This window comes from Butyrivibrio hungatei, assembly GCF_001858005.1.
GTDB lineage: Bacteria > Bacillota > Clostridia > Lachnospirales > Lachnospiraceae > Butyrivibrio > Butyrivibrio hungatei.
In genome coordinates, this window is sequence record NZ_CP017831.1 from 738,197 (window position 1) to 763,317 (window position 25,121).

At 41.1% G+C, this 25,121-nt stretch carries 13 protein-coding genes and 1 pseudogene; 11 read left to right on the forward strand and 3 right to left on the reverse strand.

Annotation, left to right across the window (positions count from 1 at the left end; all coding sequences use genetic code 11):
- Positions 1-116: 116 nt before the first annotated feature.
- The 4 genes from bhn_RS03820 (at position 117) to bhn_RS03835 (ending at position 8,284) form a co-directional block, all read left to right on the forward strand.
- Entirely contained in the window at positions 117-1,106 is a 990-nt protein-coding gene (locus bhn_RS03820) for a LacI family DNA-binding transcriptional regulator (RefSeq protein WP_071175441.1), read from the forward strand.
- Positions 1,107-1,236: 130 nt separating this feature from the next.
- The gene (locus bhn_RS03825) at positions 1,237-3,546 is read left to right on the forward strand and encodes a glycogen/starch/alpha-glucan phosphorylase (RefSeq protein WP_193399765.1); all 2,310 of its coding nucleotides are present in this window, start codon (positions 1,237-1,239) and stop codon (positions 3,544-3,546) included.
- Positions 3,547-4,191: 645 nt separating this feature from the next.
- Positions 4,192-6,273, forward strand: a complete 2,082-nt coding sequence (locus bhn_RS03830; RefSeq protein ID WP_071175442.1) for a DUF1266 domain-containing protein — start codon at positions 4,192-4,194, stop codon at positions 6,271-6,273.
- Positions 6,274-6,436: 163 nt separating this feature from the next.
- Positions 6,437-8,284, forward strand: a complete 1,848-nt coding sequence (locus bhn_RS03835; RefSeq protein WP_071175443.1) for a sensor domain-containing diguanylate cyclase — start codon at positions 6,437-6,439, stop codon at positions 8,282-8,284.
- A gap of 82 nt (positions 8,285-8,366) precedes the next feature.
- Here bhn_RS03835 and bhn_RS03840 read toward each other — a convergent pair whose 3' ends face one another.
- Positions 8,367-8,972, reverse strand: a complete 606-nt coding sequence (locus bhn_RS03840; protein WP_071175444.1) for a TetR/AcrR family transcriptional regulator — start codon at positions 8,970-8,972, stop codon at positions 8,367-8,369.
- Between the two features lie 210 nt (positions 8,973-9,182).
- On the opposite strand from bhn_RS03840, the gene bhn_RS03845 reads away from it, so the two are divergent.
- Positions 9,183-11,297: an efflux RND transporter permease subunit gene (locus bhn_RS03845; protein ID WP_083385692.1), complete on the forward strand. Its 2,115-nt coding sequence runs from the start codon at positions 9,183-9,185 to the stop codon at positions 11,295-11,297.
- Between the two features lie 50 nt (positions 11,298-11,347).
- Positions 11,348-14,074, forward strand: coding sequence for a hypothetical protein (locus bhn_RS03850; protein ID WP_071175446.1), 2,727 nt, complete (start codon positions 11,348-11,350; stop codon positions 14,072-14,074).
- A gap of 64 nt (positions 14,075-14,138) precedes the next feature.
- Here the strand turns inward: bhn_RS03850 and bhn_RS03855 are convergent, their stop codons facing one another.
- Positions 14,139-16,712 carry a flagellin N-terminal helical domain-containing protein gene (locus tag bhn_RS03855; RefSeq protein ID WP_071175447.1) on the reverse strand — a complete coding sequence of 858 codons (2,574 nt, stop codon included), beginning with the start codon at positions 16,710-16,712 and terminating at the stop codon, positions 14,139-14,141.
- A 145-nt stretch (positions 16,713-16,857) separates the two neighbouring features.
- Between bhn_RS03855 and bhn_RS03860 the strand changes: the two genes are divergently transcribed.
- The 5 genes and pseudogenes from bhn_RS03860 to amrS all read left to right on the forward strand — a co-directional run.
- The gene (locus bhn_RS03860; protein ID WP_071175448.1) at positions 16,858-17,883 is read left to right on the forward strand and encodes a DUF2804 domain-containing protein; all 1,026 of its coding nucleotides are present in this window, start codon (positions 16,858-16,860) and stop codon (positions 17,881-17,883) included.
- A 27-nt stretch (positions 17,884-17,910) separates the two neighbouring features.
- The gene (locus bhn_RS03865; RefSeq protein ID WP_071175449.1) at positions 17,911-19,317 is read left to right on the forward strand and encodes an aldehyde dehydrogenase family protein; all 1,407 of its coding nucleotides are present in this window, start codon (positions 17,911-17,913) and stop codon (positions 19,315-19,317) included.
- A 33-nt stretch (positions 19,318-19,350) separates the two neighbouring features.
- Positions 19,351-20,466: an N-acetylglucosamine-6-phosphate deacetylase gene (gene nagA, locus bhn_RS03870; RefSeq protein ID WP_071175450.1), complete on the forward strand. Its 1,116-nt coding sequence runs from the start codon at positions 19,351-19,353 to the stop codon at positions 20,464-20,466.
- A gap of 89 nt (positions 20,467-20,555) precedes the next feature.
- The gene (gene amrA, locus bhn_RS03875; protein WP_071175451.1) at positions 20,556-21,941 is read left to right on the forward strand and encodes an AmmeMemoRadiSam system protein A; all 1,386 of its coding nucleotides are present in this window, start codon (positions 20,556-20,558) and stop codon (positions 21,939-21,941) included.
- A gap of 116 nt (positions 21,942-22,057) precedes the next feature.
- Positions 22,058-22,921, forward strand: a pseudogene (amrS, locus tag bhn_RS03880) (AmmeMemoRadiSam system radical SAM enzyme); the annotation flags it as partial.
- A 325-nt stretch (positions 22,922-23,246) separates the two neighbouring features.
- Here amrS and bhn_RS03885 read toward each other — a convergent pair.
- A complete protein-coding gene (locus bhn_RS03885; RefSeq protein ID WP_071175453.1) occupies positions 23,247-24,782 on the reverse strand; it encodes an alpha-amylase family glycosyl hydrolase in 1,536 nt (511 codons plus the stop codon).
- Positions 24,783-25,121: the final 339 nt, after the last annotated feature.

Genomic DNA, 25,121 nt, shown 5'->3' on the forward strand with positions numbered 1-25,121 from the left:
TTCATAAACGCCGTAGCAGAGCCTTGTTACGGCATTTTTTTATTGTAGACAAAAGAATGATTTGCAGATATTATTAATAGTACGGAAAACGATTTCCAGGCATGAGAGGGAATACAATGGTTTCAATAAAAGACGTAGCAAAAGAAGCTGGTGTAGCTATTTCAACAGTTTCCAAGGTACTCAATAACTATCCAAATGTAAGCGAAGAGACTAGAAATAAGGTAAATGAAGTTGTTGAGAGACTTGGATTTGTACCAAATGCAGTAGCTGCCACACTTTCTTCCAAGAGAACCGGAAGAGTAGCTCTTTTGATAAAGCTGAATTTACATACCCAGGCCAGCGATGAGATCAGTATGCAGTACATTTCAGGTGCTATTCATAAGGCAAAAGAGCTACAGCTAGATGTGATCACTGTCTTCACGTCAATGATAGAAGACATGGACGTTGCAGAGGTTACAAGCTATTTTGCATCGCAAGGCATCAAGGGAATCATCATATATGGCATGACTACCAAGGATAAGGTCTTGCACAAGCTCATTGATAGTGGCAATTTCAAGATCGTAGTTGTGGATGCACCAATGGTAAATGAGTCAACCTCCAGTATCAGCATCGATCACGCCAAGGCTCAGTATGATGTGGCCAAGAAGACTATCACAGAGAATAAATGTAAAAAGATCCTGTACCTTGCAGGCGACGAAGACGGGTACGTTACAGAGGAAAGGCTCCAGGGCATCAAGAAGCTCTGCGATGAAAAGAAATGTAAGCTCACCGTTAGAAATGGTAAGTTTTCTGAGCTTAGGGCAAGGGAACTTACTATGAAATACGCCAAGAATTCAGATTGTGTAGTATGTGCTTCTGATATTATGGCGATCGGGGCCATGAAAGCTCTTATTGATATGGATATTTTCAGACCTGTCTGTGGGTTTGACGGAATCATCCTTATGGGTTATGCCGGCAAGCAGATGAATACTGTTAGACAGGACTTTGCCAAGATTTCCGAGGAAGGCCTCATGGAACTTAACAGATTAATGTCCGGAGAAAAAGGCAGAAAAGTAGCAGTAAAGCACGAACTTGTGCGCATCAAATATGAAGATATAATCTGCTGATAAAAAAGTACTTGCGGAAAACGTTTTCCTATGTTAAGCTTTTTTACAAGACAAAGAAAACGTTTTCCATAAAACAGAAATAAAAGGTATTTGTAAATCATATATTGTCTTACGAGAGGAGAAAGAAAAAATGTCCAAGCATACTAACATGCAGAGAGATGTACTTGTTCTTAATCTTGAGGAGCAGCTGGAAGATATTGCTCAGGAGAAATATAACAAGACTCTCAAAGAGTGCACAGATCAGGAAACATACTATGTTCTTCTTGAAATGACTTCCAGACTCATGGATGTTGCTGAAGTGTACAACGGAGAAAAGAAGGTTTACTACATTTCAATGGAGTTCCTCATTGGTAAGCTTCTTTCTAACAACCTTATCAACTTAAGAGTTTACGATCGCGTAAAGGCTATTCTTGAAAAGAACGGCAAATCCCTTGCAGATATCGAGGAGTGTGAGCCAGAGCCATCACTTGGTAACGGCGGTCTTGGAAGACTTGCAGCTTGTTTCCTTGATTCAATTGCAACACTCGGCCTTGCTGGTGAAGGAATTGGACTAAATTATCACTTCGGACTTTTCAAGCAGGTATTCAAGGACCACCTTCAGAATGCTGAAAAGAATGACTGGATCGAGAAGCAGTCATGGCTTGAGAAGACAGATACAACTTTCGAAGTTTCTTTTGGTGACAAGAAGGTAGTTTCACGCCTTTACAATATGAACATTGTTGGATACGACACAGGTGTTAACAAGCTTCGTCTCTTTGATATCGAGTCAGTTGATGAGAGCCTTGTTAAAAAAGGTATCGACTTCGACAAGACCAAGATCGACAAGAATCTTACTCTTTTCCTGTATCCAGATGATTCAGATGAAGCTGGAAACCTCCTTAGAATCTATCAGGAGTACTTCCTTGTTTCAAATGCAGCACAGCTTATCTTAAGAGAGCAGAAGGAACGCCAGTATGACCTCCACGAGCTCCACAAGCACGCTGCAATTCAGATCAACGATACACACCCAACAATGATCATTCCTGAGCTTATCAGAATCCTTGTTGAGGAGAAGGCTTTCAATATCGATGAGGCTATCAATGTAGTTAGCAAGACTTGTGCTTATACAAATCATACAATCCTTGCTGAGGCTCTTGAGACATGGCCACTTGAGTACCTTGAAAAGGTAGTTCCACAGCTCGTTCCATATATCAAGGAGCTTGATAAGAGAGTTAGAGCAAAGTACAAGAACCCTAAGGTTCAGATCATTGACAAGGAAAAGAAAGTGCACATGGCATTTATCGATATCCACTACGGATATTCAATAAATGGTGTTGCAGCTATTCATACAGATATCCTTAAGGATAGCGAGCTTAATGATTTCTACAAGATCTATCCTGAGAAGTTCAACAACAAGACAAACGGTATCACATTCCGTAGATGGCTCCTTTCATGTAACCATCCACTTGCTGATTTCCTTTCACAGACAATTGGCGATGGCTTCAAGAAGGATGCAAACAAGCTTGAAAAACTTCTTGATTATGCCGATGATCAGGCAGTTCTTGATAAGCTTGAGTCTATCAAGATGGGCAAGAAAAAAGAGCTTGCTGCTTACCTCAAGGAGCATGAGAACGTAGAAGTTGATCCTGATTCAATCTTTGATATTCAGGTTAAGAGACTTCACGAGTACAAGAGACAGCAGATGAATGCTCTTTACATCATTCACAAGTACCTTGAGATCAAGGGCGGCAAGAAGCCTACTAGACCTCTTACATTCATCTTTGGTGCTAAGGCAGCTCCTGCTTATGTTATTGCAAAAGATATCATTCACCTTCTCCTTGTTCTTCAGGAGATCATCAACAATGATCCTGATGTTAACAAGTACATGAAGGTCATCATGGTTGAGAACTATAATGTAAGCTATGCTGAGAAGCTTATCCCAGCATGTGATGTATCAGAGCAGATCTCTCTTGCATCAAAAGAGGCATCTGGAACAAGTAACATGAAGTTCATGCTTAATGGTGCTATCACTCTTGGAACAGATGACGGTGCAAACGTAGAGATTCACGAGCTTGTAGGTGATGACAACATTTACATCTTTGGTGTAAGTGCTGATGAAGTTATCAAGCACTACAAGAAGGCTGATTATGTTTCAAAGGATTATTACAAGAAGAGTCCGGTCATCAAGGAAGCTGTAGACTTTATCGTAAGCAAGCAGTGTCTTAAGGTTGGACACAAGGAGAATCTTGAGAGACTTTACAACGAGCTTCTTAACAAAGACTGGTTCATGACTCTTATTGATCTTGAGAGCTACATTGCCAAGAAGGATGAGATCTTTGCAGATTACGAGAACCGCGACAAGTGGAAGAAGATGATGCTCGTAAACATCGCAAAGGCTGGTTACTTCTCTTCAGATAGAACTATTGCAGAATACAACAGAGACATCTGGCATCTTAATTAAGTAGGACGCTGGTGGGAATAAAAGCTTCTTATTCACTCTAATAGTATTTTTTGTAGGATACATATAAACATTCAAAAATCCCGGAATAATTTACTTCACGTTGTTCAAAGCGTAAATTATTTCGGGATTTTTTCATGTAATGTATCACTACAAAAAATAAATCGTTCATAAGAAGCTTTTATTCTCCTCCAGCTGTTCTGCATATGAAAATAACATGATAAATGTAATGAGTTTTACGTTGAAAAACTATGAAGCTAATATATGGAGGTTGGCTTTCAGCCAAAAAACGCAGTCTTTCTTATTTTAGGCTAAAGCAAAATAAGAAGTGAGTGTTGAGATTTTTATAATTGTTAGCTGAAGCAATGTAGACGGGTGTATTTCGGCTAAAGTGATTTAAATAATAAAAGGGAAGAATTTTACAATCTTTAGCCGAATGTGTATGTATGAAGTGATTTAGGTTAAGGAAGCTGAGGTGGGTTTGAGGATGAATAGCAAATTATAATGAAAAATATTAGCTGAAAAAATTATTCTGTTGGATTTAGGCTAAAAACCTCAAATTTCTAAATGGACCCAAAGACATAGAAGAGAAAAATATTACGAAATGTTGTATTATATTGCGGGGTGAGTTGTTAAGGAGAGAGTTTAATGCTTTATCATATAAAATTTGATGCCAAAAATGTATATAAGGCCACGGAGGCGCTGGGAAAGTATCAGAGGGTATCTCTGGATGAGACAGAAATACAGAAATTGAAGCTTCCCAAGTTATTCAATCGCAATGAGATAACTGTCACCAAGAATGCCTACGATTATTCACTTAGCATGATAATTGGAAGCGCGCTCTATGGTGACTTTACGCTTACTATAGATCCTTACTACAAGAAGCTAGTAGCAAGAAGACGTTTATCAAGCTGGAGAGTGATATTTCTCCTGATTTGGTGGGTTATATGTATCTACACGTCAGTATGTGGCTATATGATATCGGATGCCTATACGGAATATCAGGTGGAGCCAGGGAATTATCAGATTCTGGCAGGGCTTATCTTAGGACTTGCTGTTACTATGGGGCTTAATCTATTGTGGACCTATGGGACCTCAAGGCTCATGCAGGCATATATTGAGAAATATATCATTGTAGCTAGAAAGGGCGATGCTAAGCAAATAGCGGCTACAAAGGAGTTTCTAGCTCAGAAAAGTGGAAAGACACAGAGAAAAGAACAGACTAGAGAACAAACTCAGGTTAAGAAGAATGATGCAACAATCTCTAAATCTGTAGAGTCATCTGACAAAATAGGAAACAAGAAGACCCGCCTTAAGGATTATGACCCTAAATTCAAAAATACCAGCACCAACAATCCTTACAAATACTTAGATAGCGATCAATATGCCTTCTTTTGTAGCGAGTCAGGAATCATCCAAAAGACAGCCTTTGCAAGCCTTCATTTTGACGACATACTAATTCTTGAGGATGGTCAGACAAGCTCAGGGCTTAAGCTCCTTCAGAGTATAAAAAATATCAGAAAAAACCTGCATCTTATTTGGACAAGCCAGAGCTATGATGCAATTCTTTTAGCAAAGGGTAATTCAGAAGATTCAGATTCAGCTGACGTTTACGCCTACAAAGATCCTGATGACGACAATCTTGTAAGAGTCGCAAGAGATTACAACGGCCTTATTAGGATCAGGTATAACGGAGAGAAAGATCCTAACGGTGTTTGCAAGGTGTGGATAAGCGATGAAGAGCCATATCAGTGTTTCCCAGGATTTGGTGATGAGACCAGGCTTAAGCTTGACCTAAATGTAATAAAGAAAAAAACTAAAACACTGGTAAATAAAGACAAGATCAAGGAAGTAACAAGTAAAAAGGATTTCAAAAAGAAAAGCTGGTATGTGGTATGGATCATTATGCTACTGATCCTAGCTAGAACATGGCTTGTTTACGGCGTAGCTCCAAACGCAGGTTATAAGGAACTTTTACCTGAATTTGACGACACAACCTACAATGCAAGTGATCCAAGGGACTATGATGGCAATACTACTGAAGAGTACAGGTGGGCAGCCCATGCCACATCTATATATGCTAAGCTCCTTAATGGTAATCCTGATGTTTTGTGCGGAACAGCAGTTAACACACAACAAGAACTAGATACCTATACTGCATTTCTTAGGCTTTCTTGGGGAATTGATAGTAGAAGCTCAGCCAAAGAAAAACTTAATAAGACCATGAAATATGGCTATAGAGCTAAATACAAGACATATGTAAAGTCTAATTCGGCAGTTAAAAAGGCAATAAAAGTCATAAAAAGGGACTTTGGAGAAGACCTTACTTTTGGCGAAGTAGGAGCCATTACAGCGGATTATTTTGAAAAGAACCATATATCCACAGATGAGTTTTTGAAGGTAAAAGCCGCTGCTTGTACGTATATTCGTTTTGGCGAAAGTGGACTTGATGCATATGACTATTTGAGGCTCATAAGGACCACTTATCTGTGCTACAAATGCGGATATTTAAGCCGCAATGAGTACCTTGGCTTCATTGCCAAGCTCAATGATGCCATGAAGTATGAATATTATGGATTTGAAGAGATCCATGAGTGTTATTACTACGGTGAAATGTTCAGGAGAAAAGAGCTAAATACTGACAATCTAAGCACTACAAACGATATCCGTAGTGCAATAAATCTTATGATGGATACAGGATATTATTACAAGATAGACCAGGAATACTAATGAAAAAATATGAAAAGCTTCTCAGCTATAGGTTATAGTTTGGGAAGTTTTTTTATATAAAATTTTAAGAATTACAGCGGCTTAAGGGGAACCAGACTCATGTTATAATATTATTGGTTTATCGTCACTACGCTATTGTATTTTTGTTTAGAAGGTGAGCTTTATGGCAACAGAAACCCTCAAAAACAAAATGAAAAAGATTGCAACTAAGAGCATGCTTGTTCTGGTTCTTTTAGGCTGTCTTACTGCAATGTTCACAATGTTTATTTTCTATAGGCTGTTTATTGTTTCCAAACAGAGTGTTATAAGCATCTGGAGTTACAATTCTGAGCAATTATCCCATAATGTTGATCATTATCTTAATACCCCTAAGGATGCCGTAATCTTCACATCTCAAGGTGTTGAAGAAATGATGGCCACTGGTCAGAGTAATGAGGAAATCCTCAAATACCTTGTGGCCGAGACCAAGGTCTATTCAACCCTTATAGAGAGCAACAACACCGGAATATATGGCTATTGTAATGGTGAATATCTGGACGGCTCTGGTTGGGAAGTTCCGGAAGGCTATGATGCCACTACAAGACCTTGGTATATTTCTGCGGTTGAGGCAGATGGAGACATAACTTTTGTTAAGCCATATATGAATATGCAGACAAATAAGTATATGATGTCCGTAAGTAAGCTCCTTTCGGATAAAAAGAGTGTTATATCCATGGACATTTTCCTTGATAGTATACAGGATATAGAGGAGGAAATCAGTAAGACAAAGCAGATCGATTTTTCTATGATAGTAGATGAAAGTGGCATGATAGTTGCCCATTCTGACAGTGCAGAGGTTGGCAAAAACTATCTTGAAGAAGAGATGGAGTATACAGACCTTGTAAAAGAAGCTTTTTTACAAGAAGAAGGTATGTTTATTACGAACATCGATGGGAAAAGTAAGCTTGTCTTTTGCGATAGGGTAAATAATGAGTGGTGCTCAATGATCATATTAGATCAAAGGGCTACCTTCAGAAATGCCAAGTATATCTACATGTCATCGGCCATAGCACTTATAGTCATTTTCCTTGCTTATTTTACAATAATCAATATTTATGATAGTAAGCAAAAAGAAGCAGGCCAGCTTCAAAGAGAGATAAGTGCCATAGGCGACATCTATACTTCTTTAAGCTTAGTTGATCTTGATAATCACACTATCAGAAAGCTCAGGGTCAGCGAGGCCTTGGATAAGGCCCTGGGCGGAAAGTATGAACTTCTTCTTGATCGTAATAGTGAATATATCAAAAAGCTTGTAGCAGAGCCTTTCCAGAATACCCTTATTGATTTCGCAGATCTTTCTACTCTTGAAGAGAGATTAAAAGACATCAAGGCTATAACCTGTGAATTTGCAGATATTCATGGCAAATGGAACAGAATGCAGTTCGTTGTTGCTCAAAGAGATGAAGAAGGAAAACTTCATCAGGTTTTATGGGCTATAGAGTCTATAGATGAAGCAAAAAAGAGACAGGAGCACTTTAAGAAGCTTGCTGAGACTGATGCACTTACAGGAATCCTTAATCGAAACGGTGGCGAGACCAGGATTTATGAGGCTATAGAAAAAGATAAGGTAGGAATGGTACTCCTACTGGATGCAGATCACTTCAAATTTGTAAATGATACCTATGGTCATGACATGGGAGATCAGGTAATCATAGCTCTTGCAAGATGCCTTACAGAGACCTTTAGAGATTCTGACGTAGTATTCAGACTTGGCGGAGACGAATTTGCAGTATTTGCAGAAGGAGTAGATGATAAAGAAATAGGAAGGCTAGTAGTAGACAGACTTTTTAAGAATATTGATAATATAGACTTCCCGGAAATGCCAGATTGGAGACTACAGGTAAGTATCGGAGCTGTATTTAGTAATGACTCTGAAAATGCATGTTTTAGCGACTTATATCAAAAAGCAGATAAAGCCATGTACGAGAGTAAACAGCACAAAGGCTCATATGTGACTTTCCATGAAGGATAAATAAAAGAATTTAATATAATAAGAAAAGCTTCCTACATGTTATAAGTAGGAAGCTTGTTTTTATATTATAGGAAATTGCTTCCTATTTTGAAATAGTATATTGTCTGATTATGGATCTGACAGTTGCCTCTAAGTGTGGCTTGAGGCTGTCCAGAGAAACCGGGTCATTGTACATGATGGAACTATAACCAGTAGAACCAACAAGCTCTATTATAAGGAAGAGCATGACCTCAGGATCTGAGAATTTAACTTCTGATTCCTCTACCATCTTTCTATAGATCTCAGCAAAATCAACGTCTTCATTTGTGAGCGGCGAAATGAGAGCTTTTTTGAATACTGCCCAGGAAAGATCTTTGTATATGAATGCTAGTAGACCTTTATTGGCTTCAAGCTCATCTAAAACGTGATTGACTAAAAAGACGATTCTATCTTCAAAATTATGGATATCTGACTCTTCTAGGGCTGTGTAAGCCTGCATAAAGAGCTGACTGGACTTGTGAGCAATGAGTCTGTTCCTTATATCATACTTGTCCTTAAAGTACAGATAAAAAGTTCCCTTAGCCACTCCAGCTTTATTTACTATATCCTGAATGGATGTCTTATTAATACCCTGAGAAGTAAATAATTCAAAGGAGGTATTAAGAAGATTTTCCATCTTCATTTTTTTATTTTCGGCTGCTTTTCCCATTGATTCACCTCTTATTTATAACATACCACAGATTGTTTGACCGGTGAGAAAAATTTTTAAATAAAAATATTGACCAACGGTCAGAAAAGTGATATACCATATTTAGAAAATGACTAACGGTCATAAATCAATTTCATAATTCATTATACGTTATTGAAAAAAATAATCAAGAAGCGTTTGAAACACTAGATTACAAGAGGAGGAACGATTATGAACAAGCTTTCACATTTAATCGTAAAGCTAAGGTATGTTATACTGATTGTGGCAATAGCACTTCTAATTCCTGCTGCAGCCGGATATTTTAATACAAGAGTCAACTACGATATCCTTACATACCTGCCAAAAGAAATTGAGACCATGCAAGGACAGGATATCCTGCTTGATCAGTTTGGTACCGGCTCTTTTGTCCTATATGTAGTTGAGGGCATGGAGGAAAAGGATGTTGCTAATCTTAAATCACAGATAGAAAAAGTGGACCACGTTGCAGACGTTGTCTGGTACGACTCAGTAATGGACCTTTCGGTTCCAATGGAGATGCTTCCAACAGAGGTCTACGATGCATTCAATTCTGATGACGCCACAATGATGTTCATCGTATTCGATGAAGGAACATCAGCGGACGCCACAATGGATGCCATCGAGAATATCAGAAAGATCTCTAACAAGCAGTGCTTCATGAGTGGCATGAGTGCCATCGTAACAGACACCAAGAATATGGCAATGGCAGAGACTCCTATATATGTAGGAATCGCCGTACTTCTTGCAGTGATCGTTCTTTCACTTACAATGGATTCTTACCTTATACCGGTATTTTTCCTGTTAAGTATTGGAATGGCAATTGTTTACAACATGGGTACCAACGTCTTCAAGGGAGAGATTTCTTTCATAACCCAGTCACTGAGCGCAGTACTTCAGCTCGGCGTTACCTTGGACTATTCAATATTCCTGTGGCACAGCTATCAGGAAGAGCTTGATAAGAATGATAACAAAATGGATGCCATGGCAAATGCGATATCAGCCACATTCCAGTCAGTTATCGGAAGCTCAATAACAACAGTTGCCGGTTTCGTAGCTCTTTGTTTCATGAGCTTTACACTTGGTCTTGACCTTGGCGTAGTAATGGCTAAGGGTGTTATCTTCGGTGTAATTGGTTGCGTAACAATTCTTCCAAGTATGATTCTTATATTCGACAACCTCATTGAGAAGACCAAGCACAAACCACTTATGCCAGAGTTCAATAGAATTCCCAAGTTTGTAGCAAGGCATTACGGAATCTTCTTTGCAATATTCCTTGTGCTCCTGTTCCCGGCAATCTATGGTAACAACCACACAAGCGTTTATTATGACCTTACACAGACACTTCCTGACAAGCTTGAATCTGTACAGGGTGCCAAAAAGGTTGATGAAGAGTTTGAGATGAACTCAGCATACATGCTTCTTGTAGACAAGAATCTTGATTCAGCCAGCATGAATCAGATGATAAAAGAACTTAAGAACACAGATGGTATTCTTTCAGTCCTTAGCACAGATTCACTTATAGGACCTGCATTCCCAAGATCATTTATTCCAGATGATCTTTTGTCAGATCTGGAAAGTGACCAGTGGAAATTAGTTCTTTTGACAACTGATTACAAGATAGCATCTGACGAGATCAACAACCAGATCGGGACAGTAAACACTATCGTAAAGAGCTATGATCCAAAGGCTATGGTAGTTGGTGAAGCTCCTTGTACAAAGGACCTTATCAATATTACAAATCACGATTTCCAGGTAGTTAATACAGTTTCAATCGGACTTGTATTCCTGATCATTGCATTCGTACTTAAGTCCGTATCACTGCCATTTATCCTGGTTGCAGTTATAGAGTTTGCTATTTTTGTAAATATGGGACTTCCATTTTATACACATACAACAATACCTTTCATCTCATCAGTAGTTATCGGAACTATACAGCTTGGTGCCACTGTTGACTATGCAATCCTTATGACAACAAGGTACTTAAGTGAGAGAAAGGCAGGACATGACAAGAAAGAGGCTACACTCATAGCTCTTTCAACAAGCATGAAGTCAGTAGTAGTAAGTGCCCTTTCATTCTTTGCAGCTACATTTGGCGTTGGACTTATTTCCAGCATTGATATGATCGGATCGCTTTGCAACTTAATGGCTAGAGGCGCCATCATCAGTATGTTCACAGTTCTTTTGGTGCTTCCTGCTATGTACATGATCTTTGACAAGCTGATCATGAGAACAACATTTGGCATGAACGTAGATACAGACCACAGACCTCATCTTGGAGACAGATTACACAGACATAAGGCTGCATGAGCAGAGTGTGAGAGTCCCATGAGCATATATATATTTAGGAGGAAAGAGAAATGATCAAGAAGAATTTGATGAAAACATTTTCAGTAATTATGGCCGCAATGCTTGCAATGATGACAGTTGCCTGCGGAGCAAATACAACAACAAGCGAATCAACTCAGGCTGTTGAAGAGACTCAGGAAGAACAGGATCTTGAAAACAGCATGATGGCTAGCAGCGCAATTGCTTCTTCTGAGGGAGAGGCTGGCAAGGTCGAGACAGTATATGTTAAGGCTGATGCAAACGGCGCAGTAAACGACGTAGTAGTTAGCGAATGGCTCAAGAATTCAGATGCTTCTACAGAACTTACAGATACAACAGACCTTAAGGACATCGTAAACGTTAAGGGTTCTGAGACATTCACAGATAACGGTGATGGAACACTTACATGGAATGCAAGCGGCGCTGATATCTACTATCAGGGCACAACAGACAAAGAGCTTCCTGTTAAGATGAAGATCACATATACTCTTAATGGAAAAGAGATCACTCCAGAGGAGCTTGCAGGTAAGAGCGGAAGAGTTACGATACGTTTCGAGTATGAGAACACAGAAAAGCAGACAGTAGAAGTTGATGGCAAGCAGATCGAAGTTTACACACCATTTGCAATGGTTTCAGGTATGATGCTTGATTCAGACAAGTTCACAAACGTTGAGATCTCAAATGGTAAGGTTATCTCAGACGGTGGCAATTACATCGTAATGGGTGTTGCAGTTCCTGGACTCAAGGAAAGCCTTAACATCGATGAAGACAAGTGGGAAGAGCTTGATACTGATGGAGAGCTTGAGAACAAGCTTTCAAACTACTTCGAAGTAACAGCTGATACAACAAATTTCGAACTTGGCATGACAATCACAATGGCAAGCTCAGATATCCTTTCAGATTTCGGCCTTTCAGATCTTTCAGATTCATCCAAGATTGATGATCTCAAGGATGACATGGGAGAACTCAATGATGGTTCAACTCAGCTCGTTGATGGAACACAGACACTCAAGAATGGTACTTCAGATCTAAAAGATGGTGTTTCACAGCTCTATGATGGAACAAAAGAGTTAAAGGATGGTACACAGAGCCTTTATGAGGGCGTTGTAAAATATACAGACGGTGTCAGCCAGGTAAATGATGGCGCAGCTAAGCTTGCACAGGGCGCAGCTACAGCAAAGGATGGTTCTGGCCAGCTCGTTAACGGTATGAAGGATGCAGATATCGTTGAAAAAGCTCAGAAGCTTGCAGATGGTGCCAAGCAGGTAAGTGATGGTGTCAATGTTCTTAGCGCAAAGCTTACAGGTATGTCAGATATGATGACTAAGCTTGAGGAGTATCAGACAATGCTTGGACAGATTCAGGCAGCTGAATCTTACCTTAAGGGTTCAGGTTCTTGGAGCGCAGATACAGCAACAGGATTTGGAATCATTTCTGATGGTAAGATTACAGATAAGGCTACAGCAGATGCTATTATCCAGGGTGCAAGTGCTACATCAACTGGTGTAACAACTCTTACTGGCGGCATCTCACAACTTGATGGTGGAATGACTCAGCTTAATCAGGGAATGACTACATTGACAACTACTGTTAATGGTCTTGCTAATTTTGAAGAAAATACTCTTGATTATGATTATGATGAGCTTAATAAAGATGATGATCCAGATAAGGTAACTACGCCAGTACCAGATCCAAATCCAGATCCAAATCCAAATCCAGATCCAAATCCTAATCCAGATCCAAATCCAAATCCAGATGGTGGCAATGGCGATGGTGATGACGACGATAACAATGGTGGAAATTCAGATGACCTAGACCTCTTCAATTCATTAAGACCGGGAAATGGTAACACTGATGCAACTGGTGATGACGATGAAGAAGTTTCTACAGCAGATCTTCTTGGTACATCACTTTTTCAGACTAATGATGATGGATCAGTAACACTTACTAAGGATGAGTATGATAAACTGCTTAAGCAGGCTAATGATAACGCTGAAAAAGCCGGAAAATATGATGTTCTTCATGAAAAACTTGGAGAACTTAACACAAGTGTATCAACAATGAGCAAAAGCGTTTCAGACATGAGCAAAAGCGTTACAACAATGAAGGATAAATCAGCTGTTCTTCCAGAAGGTATGATGAAAGCGGTTCAGCCATATTATCAGTTACTTGGCGCAGCACAGTCAGCAGAGAAAGTACTTACACAGGCTTTAGGAAGTGCAAGCGCACTTGCTGGAACTGGTTCATCATCAAATGGTGATTCAATGGCTGCTCTCAAGCAGCTCTCAGATGGTGCTAAGCAGGTTGCAGATGGTAACGCACAGCTTGCATCTGGCGTATCAACAATCTACAACGGAGCAGTTGCTCTTGATGAAGGTCTTGGACAGCTCAGCTCAGGTGCATCAGAGCTTTCAAACGGAACAAGCACACTTGCTTCTAATAATGCAGAGCTTGTAGATGGAACTAAGAAGTTAAATGATGGTGCAGGTGAATTAAATAACGGTGTAAGCGAACTCAACGATGGCGCTATCAAGCTTGATGATGGCGTTCAGGAACTCCTTGATGGTATGACAAAGCTTGATGAAGAAGGTATCAAGAAGCTCTACGAAGCATTCGACGGAGATCTTTCAGAGTTCTCAGACAAGATGCAGGCAATCCAGATTGCAGGTGAGAACTACACATCCTTCGGTGGTGCAAACACAGATGAAGACAGCAGCGTTAAGTTCATCATCAAGACAGACAGCATTAAATCTCTTTGATCCTATTTTATGGATGGAATAAAAAAACGCGGTAGCGAGAGCTACCGCGTTTTTTACTTTATTTTTATTGTAACAGTGTCATAACTCCTTGTTTTGTCTGGTTAGCCTGGGCTAGTACCATCTGACCTGATTCCATAAGGAGGTTATGAGTTGAAAGCCTTGATGACTCAGAAGCCATCTCGGTGTCACGAATTCTTGTTTCAGAAGCCTGAACATTTTCTCTTGTATTAGCAACGTTGTTGTAAGCGTGCTCTAGTCTATTCTGGTAACTTCCGAAGGTTGAGCGCTCTTTTGATACAGCATTAAGTGCGGTCTTGGCTTGTGTAATGGCTGATAGAGACGCGCTTGTAGTAAGGGTATTGGTTCCTGAAAGGCCAATAACACCAAGATTCATAGGACTCCACTGCATGATGACCTGCTGTACATCTGCTTCATTAGGAGAAGCCTGAATTACAATACCCTTTACAGGTGGAACAACAACTATATTGTTGAAATCGTGCTCTAGTACAGACTTACCGGAAGGCTGAGGGGTAAGTTCCCTGTAGGCACGACCGTTGAAATTAAGGTTTATAGCCACGCTGCCAGTTGATGCGCTATCAAGGTTTGAATAACTGATATTGTGTCTAAAGGTAAAGGCACTGTCAGCAGTGTAGTTTTCATCCATGTATTGCTGTGAGTGGCTTAGAACACCGCCTCCATTTGAAAGGTAAGTATTGCTGGATGAACTGTGACCTGAGTCAGCGGTAGTGTCTGTCTTAAAATTCTCATTAAAACTGGTTCCGGCAGCAGTAAGGTCTGCTATTTCTTCAGCAGTAAGGGCAGTTGCGTTTGTATATTCATATTCTGTATTTGTTCTGGTAAAGGTAGTTACAGTATCTTTATCATATCTAAGTCTTACAGGTTCAGCAGCGGTCTGTTGCATAGTGCTGTTTCCAAGAGAGCCGGAATACTTTACTTCATAATCCTTTGTCCAGCGATACTTGTCATCGGTACGCATGTTAAGATTTGTTACAGTTGTAGCCTGAGTGTATTTGTAATAGGTATCAGTAGCTGCGTCATGATAGTAATAATCAGCGTATGTTGTATTGCTAGATGATGAAACCGTACTAGTTACGGACGAAATAGGCGAGCTGTGATCAGTTTCTGAACCGTCAACATAGGTCTTTGTCCATGTGATATTTCCTGTCATGGGAGAAGAACCATCAAAATTTCTGCCATATTCCTTCTGCATGAGAAAAGAGTCTTTTCCATCCACTGCGATATTAGCATTAGTGATTGATAAGGATGAGCCATCACTTGGAGAAGTTGAAAAATAACCGCTATTATGTATCTCACCATCAAGCTTAGTGTTATCCATAGCCTCTATAACTTGAGACTGGCTGGATACGTCTGCCAGCTGAAAACTAAAGCCTACAGCCAGCGAGGAATCGGGGCTATCATAGCGGTAAACAGCTTCTGTATCAAAGGTGGTATCGGACTGACCATTAGAATCGTTGTCGATACCCCAGTCTACGATAGGATAGTTTGTATTGTGGGTATCAGATTCAAGGTGCGGGCCTTGGTGACTAAAGCTGCTCCATGGAGTAACACTTGTGGAGGTACCGGTAGTAGTATTTTTAACAGAGATACCTGTTGTATTGGTGCTTATTACGTAGTCATCCATGAAGGCATTTTTATTACTGTTAGTAGCATATACCTTATTGCTGGCTGGATAGCTGACAACGTCTCTTGAGCGTAAGTTTGAAACGGAAGTTGTCCAGTATGTTGGCTCCAGAAGTCCTTCACCTCGGATGCCTTTTATGATATCACTGCGGTCATCACCTTCTTCAACGTAAAAAGAGATATCCATACCGTGGAATTTAAAGCCATAGGTTCCGGCTGTAATTGCGCCACTGATACCCATATCCGTCCAGGTTGTTGCAAGGACCTCATTTACATATATGCCGGTTTCGTTGGCATTCCAGTTGTAGATTCTCTGGACCTTATCCAGCGTATCGCCTTTATTTAACTTGAGATGCACATTTTCGCCATCCCACAGCTTGAATTCGACGTCTATATCTGATTTTGCTTCGCCGGTTGGATCAAGGTCCAAGCCTTTAGTATTTAATTCTGAGATATTGTACCTTACATTGTTGAATTCAAGGCCGCCAAGAACACCTTCGCTGCTGTAAAAGATCTGCATATCATAAGGCTCAGGATCTCCACCAACTGAAGGAATATAAGGCGTATTAAAGATAGGTATTTCGTTGAAGGTAGCAACATGGAAAACACGTTCGATCTCGTTTTTTATCTGTTGTACTTCAGAATCAATATAAGAACGATCCTGGTCTGTCAGAGTATCGTTAGAGCCTTTGACAGCAAGTTCGTTAATTCTCTGGATCATATCATGGACTTCATTAAGATAGCCATCAGCAACCTGGCACAGACTTATGCCATCCTGGATATTGTCCATGTTTTGGGTAAGTCCTCGTATTTCACGGCGCATTTTTTCACTGATAGCAAGCCCTGCAGCGTCGTCTGCTGCACGGTTGATACGGTATCCAGAAGAAAGCTTTTCTGTAGATTTCTTTCTGTTATCAGTATTTATTTTTATCTGGCGCTGTGCGGAAATAGCGGCTATGTTGTGCTGTATTACCATTTTTTTACCCAAGAAAAATAATCAGTAAGTTACACTTTGTTTATCGTCACTTTTTGCTCAAGAAATAATAACTTTTTGAAATAATATATTATAATAAATAGGAAACATGAAATTAACTTGTCTATGCCTTGGTGGGGGTGTTAATATGGCTAGAAATCACGAAGTTACTAATTCTCATGCACTGTTAAATGGTCAGGGTGAACTGATAGAGCCTGGCTGGTCTAGATCTCTTTTGCAGATCTATGACAGGAACAAGATCAAGGCGCCAAAATGGCGTATCAAAGAGTGGGACTACTATCTTGTCCTTTCAGAAAAGTTTGCAGGAGCCTTCACAATCTCAGATGATGGTTATATTGGCCTTCAGTCCGTATCTCTTTTGGAATTCGGAGATGATCCACATGAACATACAGAAAGTGTTATAAATCTGCTTCCTATGGGCAAATTGGGATTGCCTTCAAGTTCAGCTAGCGGCGTGACAGCCTATGCTGATGACAGGCTTCAGATGCGCTTTGAAGCCCTTAATGGCAAGCGTCACATTGTCTGCCATTTTGATAGATTTAATGGGAAAAAGAGCTTTGACTGCGATATAGTCTTGGAGCAGCCACCGATGGAATCCATGGTCATCGCAACTCCATGGGATAAAAAGCATGCATTTTACTATAACCAGAAGATCAACTGCATGAGAGCTTCAGGCTACATGGAGTATGATGGCAAAAAATATGAGTTTGATCCAAAGACTGATTTTGGAACCCTGGATTGGGGCCGAGGCGTCTGGACCTATGATAATACCTGGCATTGGGGATCAGGTAACTGTGATATAAATGGCAAGTCTTTTGGCTTTAATATAGGTTATGGCTTTGGTAATACCACTGCAGCAACGGAAAATGTGATATTCTATGACGGAAAGGTCCATAAATTGGATGATGTCACCTTCCATATTCCTGCAAATTCATACATGGAGCCATGGAAGTTCACATCATCTGATGGAAGGTTTGAAATGGACTTTGTTCCTGTGCTTGATAGAGCGGCATGCCTTGATTTTAAGGTGATAGTATCTGATCAGCATCAGGTATTTGGTAAGGTGAGCGGAACTGCAATACTTGACGATGGTACCAAGATAGAGATAAGAGATGTTATGTGCTTTGCAGAGAAGGTGCATAACAGATATTAATAAGATTGTTAAAAAACGGGTAAAGAAATGTACAACAAGGAAGAAATTGAAAAAATAGTTGATGCACAAAGAGAGTTCTTTTTGAGAGGCGAGACTCTTGATGTTAACTGGAGGATCCAGCAGCTTAAGAAATTAAAAAAGGCTGTTATTGATAATGAAAAAGAGCTTGAAAAGGCTCTAGCTGATGACCTTGGAAGAGCTCCGTTAGAGGCATATTTTTGTGATATTGGAAGCCTTATTTTGGAACTCAATGAGACCATTAGAGGACTAAAGCGCTGGGCTAGACCGGAGACCCATTTTAGCGGTCTTCACTGCTTTCCAAGTATTGTCACAAAGGTTTACAAGATGCCTTACGGCGTTTCACTTATAATAAGCCCTTTTAATTTTCCGGTTCTTTTATCCCTTGGTGTCCTGGCAGCAAGCCTTGCAGGTGGAAATACAGCTGTGATCAAGACAAGTTCCAAGTCAGTTCATTGTACTGAGGTAGTTAAGAGGATAGTAGCAGATACATTTTCGCCAGAATACGTAACTGTCATAGATGGTGGACACGATGTTGCTGATATGTGCCTTCAGCAGCGTTTTGACAAGATCTTTTACACAGGATCTCCCAAGGTTGGCGTCCATGTACTAGAAGAAGCTGCCAAGAACCTTACATCTACAGCTCTTGAGCTTGGGGGCGAGACTGGAAACTGGGCAATAGTCAGGAAGGATGCTGATCTTAAGGATGCCGCCAGGAAGATTGCTTTTTTCAAGATACTTAACAGCGGCCAGATCTGCATTAACGTCAATCAGGTGGCTGTGGCTGAGGAAGTTAGCGAAGAGTTTGTAAAAGAGCTTAAAAATGCCTTTAATACTCAGATTGGTGAAAAGCCTACGACAAATCCGGAGTATCCACGGCTTATAAACGAAGGTGCTTACAAGAAGTGTTCTGATACTGCAGATAGATATAGAGACAGGATAGTTCTCGGTGGATATGGAGATGAAAAGACGCTTCGCTATGCGCCAACTGTCATATTCCCTGTGGATAAGGATGAAGAGGTCGTTCAAAGAGAGCTCTTTTGCCCGCTTCTTCCTGTGGTTACCTACAAGGATGCAGAGATTGACGGCCTTCTTGATACTATTTCAAGAAGAGAAAAGGGGCTTTCGTTATATCTTTTCACTAGGGATATTAAATGGGCCAAGAAAACCATGCAGCGCATGCAATTTGGCGGAGGTTGTATCAACGAAGTATGCCTTCATATGATGGTTAAAGGCGTGCCATTTAATGGTGTTGGTCATTCCGGAATGGGCGCATATCATGGAAAATGGGGATTCATGGAATTTACTCATCCTCAGACAGTGCTCATTGGCTCAAACAAGTTTAATCTGTCTATGAGAGAGCACCCTTATAACGCCGGATTAAAGGGTAAGTTTATCAGATTATTTGAAAAATAAAGAAAACATGCGGTTCTATAGGAGTTTTTGGTGATGGTAGTTAAAAACGGTCTGGTTTTTGTGGAAAACCTTGGATTTCAGAAAAAAAATGTGGAAATAAAGGATGGATTATTTACGAGGATCGTGGATGAGGATATATCTGGTGATGAGGTAATAGATGCCTCTGGATGCTATGTTATTCCCGGACTTGTGGACGTTCACCTTCATGCGGCTGTTGGACATGATTTTTGCGATGAGGATGACAAGGGACTTTCAGAGATCCTTAAATATGAGCTTAAGAGCGGAATCACAAGTCTTTGCCCGACTTCGATGACTTTTCCTGAGGATAAGCTCTCTGGAGTTTTTGAAACTATTGCTTGTCACAAGGGAGCTGATGATGAAGCTGATATCATCGGTATCAACATGGAGGGACCTTTTATTGCTGAGAAAAAGAAGGGCGCTCAAAAGGCTGATTATATCAGAAATCCTGATGTAGACATGTTTTTAAGACTTCAGGACAAAGCAAAGGGACTTATAAAGCTCTGCGATATTGCTCCTGAAAATCCTGGAGGAATGGAGTTTATAAAGGCTCTTAAAGACAAGGTTGTTATATCAATTGCTCACACTGATGCAGATTATGAGACTGCCATGGAAGCCTTCAAAAATGGCGCATGGCACGTTACACATTTATATAATGCCATGAACGGCTTCACCCACAGGGCTCCTGGAGTTGTGGGAGCAGTTAGTGACTGTGATGGCGTGTACGCTGAGCTTATCTGCGACGGCGTTCATATAAATCCTGCTTCTGTAAGAGCAACCTTCAAGATGCTTGGGGATGATAGAATCGTTCTTATCAGTGATTCTATGATGGCAGCAGGCCTTGAGGATGGCCAATATGAGCTGGGAGGCCAGGAGGTCTTTGTACATGGCAACAAGGCTACCCTTGCTGATGGCACTATTGCAGGCTCAGTTACTAACCTTATGAACTGTATGAAGACTTTGGTAAAAGAGATGGATATTCCCCTGGAGTCAGCTGTTAAGTGCGCTACGATCAATCCTGCAAGGTCTATTGGGGTAGAAGACAAGGTTGGCAGCATTGAGGCTGGTAAGAAGGGTGATCTTGTAATACTTGATAAGGATCTTGAGATCGTAAGAGTTATCAAATCTTGAGAGCTTGGATGTTCTTATTTTTGCTATGGAATGATATATATGTAGATTGCTAAAAATTGGAAAATTTGGGGAATTGTTTGGAGGAAAATATGCCGATACTGGGAGCGTTTATGGTGCCGCATCCGCCACTTATCGTGCCGGAAGTTGGAAAGGGCGGAGAAGCGCAGATAGCAGAGACTACAAATTCATATGAGAGAGTTGCAGAGGCTATTGCTGAGCTTGAGCCGGAGACAATAGTTATAACAAGCCCTCACGCCACTATGTATGCTGACTATTTTCATATTTCACCTGGAAATGCGGCCACAGGCTCTTTTGCAAGATTTGGAGCAGGGGGCGTCAAGTTCCTTGAGGAATACGACAGGCCTTTGATCAAAGAAATATGCAAGATTGCCGATAGCTTTTCTTTTCCCGCAGGAACAGATGGTGAGATAGATAGAGACCTTGACCATGGAACCATGGTACCCCTGTGGTTTATCAGAAAGAAATACAAGGGCGGCAAGATCGTGCGCATTGGCCTTTCTGGACTTCCATTGACTGATCACTACAGGCTTGGCCAGATCATCAAAGATGCCGCAGACAAGACTGGCAGAAAGGTAGTAGTTGTAGCAAGTGGAGACCTTTCGCACAAGTTAAAGGACTACGGTCCATACGGCTATGCCCCAGAGGGACCGGTATACGACCAGAAGATCATGGATGTGTGCGGAAGAGGGGCTTTTGGAGAACTATTTGACTTTGATGAGTCTTTTTGCGAGAAGGCAGCTGAGTGCGGCCACAGGTCTTTTGTCATAATGGCAGGAACCTTGGATGGCGTAAAGGTAAGTGCAAAGAGACTGTCCCATCAGGATATTACAGGCGTAGGCTATGGAATTTGCATGTTCTACCCTGTGGAGCCTGACAAAAAGAGGCGTTTTCTTGATTCTTTTTTTAAGAGAAAGGAAGAGGAAGTGGAGCAGAGTAGGAAAAAGGCAGATCCTTATGTAAAACTTGCTATAAAGTCTCTTGAAAGCTATATCCTAAGGCGTGAAGTCATCTCTATTCCAGACGACCTTCCTGAGGAGCTTTTGACCAGAAAGGCAGGAGCCTTCGTTTCAATTCATGAACACGGGCGCCTCAGGGGGTGCATCGGAACTATTGGCCCAACTCAGGACAATCTCGCCCTTGAGATCATCAATAATGCTATCAGTGCGTCCACAAGAGATCCTAGGTTCAGGCCTATTACTGCAGATGAGCTGGGCTTTTTGGAAGTAAATGTGGATGTTTTGTCTGAACCAGAATATATCAGTTCTATCGATCAGCTTGATGTTAAGCGCTACGGCGTTATCGTATCAAGTGGCAGGAAGAGAGGACTTCTTTTACCTGACCTTGACGGCGTAGATACTATCGAAGAGCAGATCACTATAGCAATGCAAAAGGGCGGAATCACCGAGGACGAAGAGGTTCAGCTCCAGAGATTCGAAGTTATTCGACATGTATGATGCCGAAGTGGACCTAGGGGACGGGGTTAGTGGTCCATTTTTGAAATGAACATAGGTATCGCAGGTTGTTGATGAGCCCTAGGGAGGTCGGTTAGGGCTCATTTTGGGGGAAATGTGATATGGCTAAGTGCGGAGTATGTTACAGGCAGTGCGAAATACCAGAGGACGGTAGAGGCTTTTGCGGTGTTAGAGGCTGTATAAACGGTACCATTAGGCCACTTAACTACGGCAAGATTACCAGCATAGCTCTTGATCCTATAGAAAAGAAGCCGCTTTCCATGTATATGCCTGGAAGCCTGATTCTATCTGTGGGTAGCTACGGTTGTAACCTTAGATGCCCATTTTGCCAGAACTACGACATTTCCTGGTCAGATTATGCTTACAAGCTTGAGGACGACGCAAGATTCATGTCTCCAGAAGAGCTTGCCGGCATGGCACGCATGTACAAAAATCAAGGCAACATCGGTGTTGCATTTACTTATAATGAGCCCCTGATTGGCTATGAGTATGTTCGCGATACCGCAAGGCTCGTTCATGACCGCAGTATGAAAAACGTCCTTGTAACTAATGGTATGGCTAGTCTTGATGTTCTAAAAGAGCTTATTCCACACATTGACGCTATGAATATTGATCTAAAGAGTTTTACTGATTACTTCTACGACGAGCTCATCCTTGGAAACCGCAAGATGGTCATGAATTTCATCAAGGAAGCTGTAAAGCATTGCCATGTTGAGCTTACAACGCTCATTATTCCTAGGGAGAATGACACAGTCCGCGAGATGGAGCTTTTATCTTCCTGGATCGCGTCCCTTGAGGATGTCTATGGCGGCAAGTCTGGCAAGGACATTCCGCTTCATATATCTCGCTTTTTCCCTAGATTTAACATGACTGACAGAGAGCCTACTTCTGTGGACCTAGTTTATAAGCTCGCTGACGTGGCAAGAAAAGAGCTTACGAACGTGTTCACGGGGAATTGCTAAAAATGAGCCCCAGGGACGGAGGTTGTGGCTCATTTTTGATGCTTGGGACGGCTGTTTGTGGCTTTTGGCCCGCCTCAGCCATGCAAGAATAGCTGATTTTACCTGCATTCGCTGGATATTGGTGATTGCAGGTATTATTTTGGGCATTTTTGCTGGGATATCCGGTAGTTTTTTACCTGCATTTACGCTGAGATTGAATTTGCAGGTATATAATTGCGCCTTAAGGTATTCTCAGATAAGAAATTCATTACCTGCATCAAGATAAAAACAAAACTTGCAGGTAATTATTTGAAAATGAGCCACAAACCCCGTCCCTATGGCTCATTTATTTTATTACAACAAATGTCTGAGCATCCATCTTGAGCTCTTCTCTGTCAAAAGACACATTACCAATCTTGTGGATGATCTCACCCTTTACAGGAAGCTTAAGTGATACAGCCTTATCTGAAGGATTGATTCCTATGATCAAATCTCCTCGCTTAAATACAAATGGGAACTGATCTTTCTGAGCAAATACAACTTCAAATGAGCCATCTGCCTGAAGGTCTGCATATTCATGACGGAGAGCGATAAGTCTTTTAACCTCTGATAAAAGAGATGTCTCGTCAGATAGCTGTGCCTCAACAGTTGGAGCATCTACGCTCTTATCCTGTGGGAGATAGAGCTTATCTTCAGAAGCATCTGAGAAGCCATAGTTCTTAGAACTATCCCACTGCATTGGAGTTCTGGTGCCGGTTCTGGTGTAACCGCCCTCCTTAGTAGGGATATCAAGATACTTCATTCCAATTTCATCACCGTAGTAAATAAATGGAACACCAGGAAGTGTCAAAAACATAGCATATGCTATCTTAAGCTCTGCAGGAGAAAGAGTTCTTGCAGGTCTTGGTGTGTCGTGGTTACAGGTAATGAAGCTGATGTAACCGTCGTCCTTGGTATCATTGTACTTTGGAAGATAGTCGTTCAAGAAGCGTATGATGTCGCCCTGACCATCTTTTTTGAGGAAGCTATGATCACCACCCTCTGTCTCGTAGTCGCGCAGAAGAGTATTGTAGCCATTTCCCTGATGATCAAGATAAAAGTCTGAGTGGAAGCCGTTTTTAAGAGCCTGCCAAGGATTTGACCACTCTGAAATAATGGCTGCTTCTGGATATTCCTTATCAAGCATCTCTCTGATGTTTCTCCAGATCTTTCCAGTAGCTGACTTGTTCTCATCATCGTCTTTTACCAGAGAATCAGCCATATCCACGCGGAAACCGTCGCATCCGTGGTCCAGCCAGAATCTCATGATGTCCTTCATGGCCTCTCTAGTCGCAATACATGCTGGGTGATCAGGTGGAAGCTGCCATTCCTCAGTTCTATTGAGAAAACCGTAGTTAAGAGCGGGCTGGCATTTAAAGAAATTGAGCATGTAGCAGCCATCTCTATCGGCCTCACCGCCAACATATGGGTGACCAGCTATTCCGTGGAACCAGCATTTTGTCCACACATAGCGGTCTGTATATTCATTTTCCTCAGCTTTTTTGCTCTCCTGAAACCATGGATGTTCCTCTGAAGTGTGTCCAGGAACAAGGTCAAGGAGCACATGAATGCCCTTCTTGTGAGCGACCTCAAAGAGTCTGTACGCGTCTTCATTAGTTCCATAGCGCTCTGCAACCTTCTTGTAATCCCTAATGTCGTAGCCACCGTCCTTAAAAGGAGAGTCGTAGATAGGATTGATCCAAAGTGCATTGCAGCCAAGATCCTTTACATAATCAAGTTTCTCAATGATGCCGGCGATATCACCGATACCATCGCCATTTGTATCTTTGAATGATTGAGGATAAATCTCGTAGAATACTGCATCTTTTAACCAGTTAGGCATAATTGTCCTCCCAAATACATTAAGTGCGGAATTTCTGCTATAATTGTGTTAAAAGAAATTCCGGTAACGTTTCCATTATAGAATATTACAGATGTTAGCAAAAATCAATCTATAATAGATCAGGGGATAAACAGGAAAAAAAGCAAGTGAAAAAGGACCTTGGCTTCTGGAGGTTGTTACCTGCAAATAAAGAAATCGGCGCCATGCAGGTAATAAAAACAAGTAAAAAAGGGTATTGGCTTCTGGAGGCTGTTACCTACAAATAAAGAAATCGGCGCAATGCAGGTAACAAAAACAAGTTAAACATTGTCTTACGACTTAAAAACATTACCTGAAATG

Bases quoted from the DNA above. Each gene is read 5' to 3' on its own strand.
- bhn_RS03820 (WP_071175441.1), top strand. From the start codon at position 117: ATGGTTTCAATAAAAGACGTAGCAAAAGAAGCTGGTGTAGCTATTTCA.
- bhn_RS03825 (WP_193399765.1), top strand. From the start codon at position 1,237: ATGTCCAAGCATACTAACATGCAGAGAGATGTACTTGTTCTTAATCTT.
- bhn_RS03830 (WP_071175442.1), top strand. From the start codon at position 4,192: ATGCTTTATCATATAAAATTTGATGCCAAAAATGTATATAAGGCCACG.
- bhn_RS03835 (WP_071175443.1), top strand. From the start codon at position 6,437: ATGGCAACAGAAACCCTCAAAAACAAAATGAAAAAGATTGCAACTAAG.
- bhn_RS03840 (WP_071175444.1), bottom strand. From the start codon at position 8,972: ATGGGAAAAGCAGCCGAAAATAAAAAAATGAAGATGGAAAATCTTCTT.
- bhn_RS03845 (WP_083385692.1), top strand. From the start codon at position 9,183: ATGAACAAGCTTTCACATTTAATCGTAAAGCTAAGGTATGTTATACTG.
- bhn_RS03850 (WP_071175446.1), top strand. From the start codon at position 11,348: ATGATCAAGAAGAATTTGATGAAAACATTTTCAGTAATTATGGCCGCA.
- bhn_RS03855 (WP_071175447.1), bottom strand. From the start codon at position 16,712: ATGGTAATACAGCACAACATAGCCGCTATTTCCGCACAGCGCCAGATA.
- bhn_RS03860 (WP_071175448.1), top strand. From the start codon at position 16,858: ATGGCTAGAAATCACGAAGTTACTAATTCTCATGCACTGTTAAATGGT.
- bhn_RS03865 (WP_071175449.1), top strand. From the start codon at position 17,911: ATGTACAACAAGGAAGAAATTGAAAAAATAGTTGATGCACAAAGAGAG.
- nagA (WP_071175450.1), top strand. From the start codon at position 19,351: ATGGTAGTTAAAAACGGTCTGGTTTTTGTGGAAAACCTTGGATTTCAG.
- amrA (WP_071175451.1), top strand. From the start codon at position 20,556: ATGCCGATACTGGGAGCGTTTATGGTGCCGCATCCGCCACTTATCGTG.
- bhn_RS03885 (WP_071175453.1), bottom strand. From the start codon at position 24,782: ATGCCTAACTGGTTAAAAGATGCAGTATTCTACGAGATTTATCCTCAA.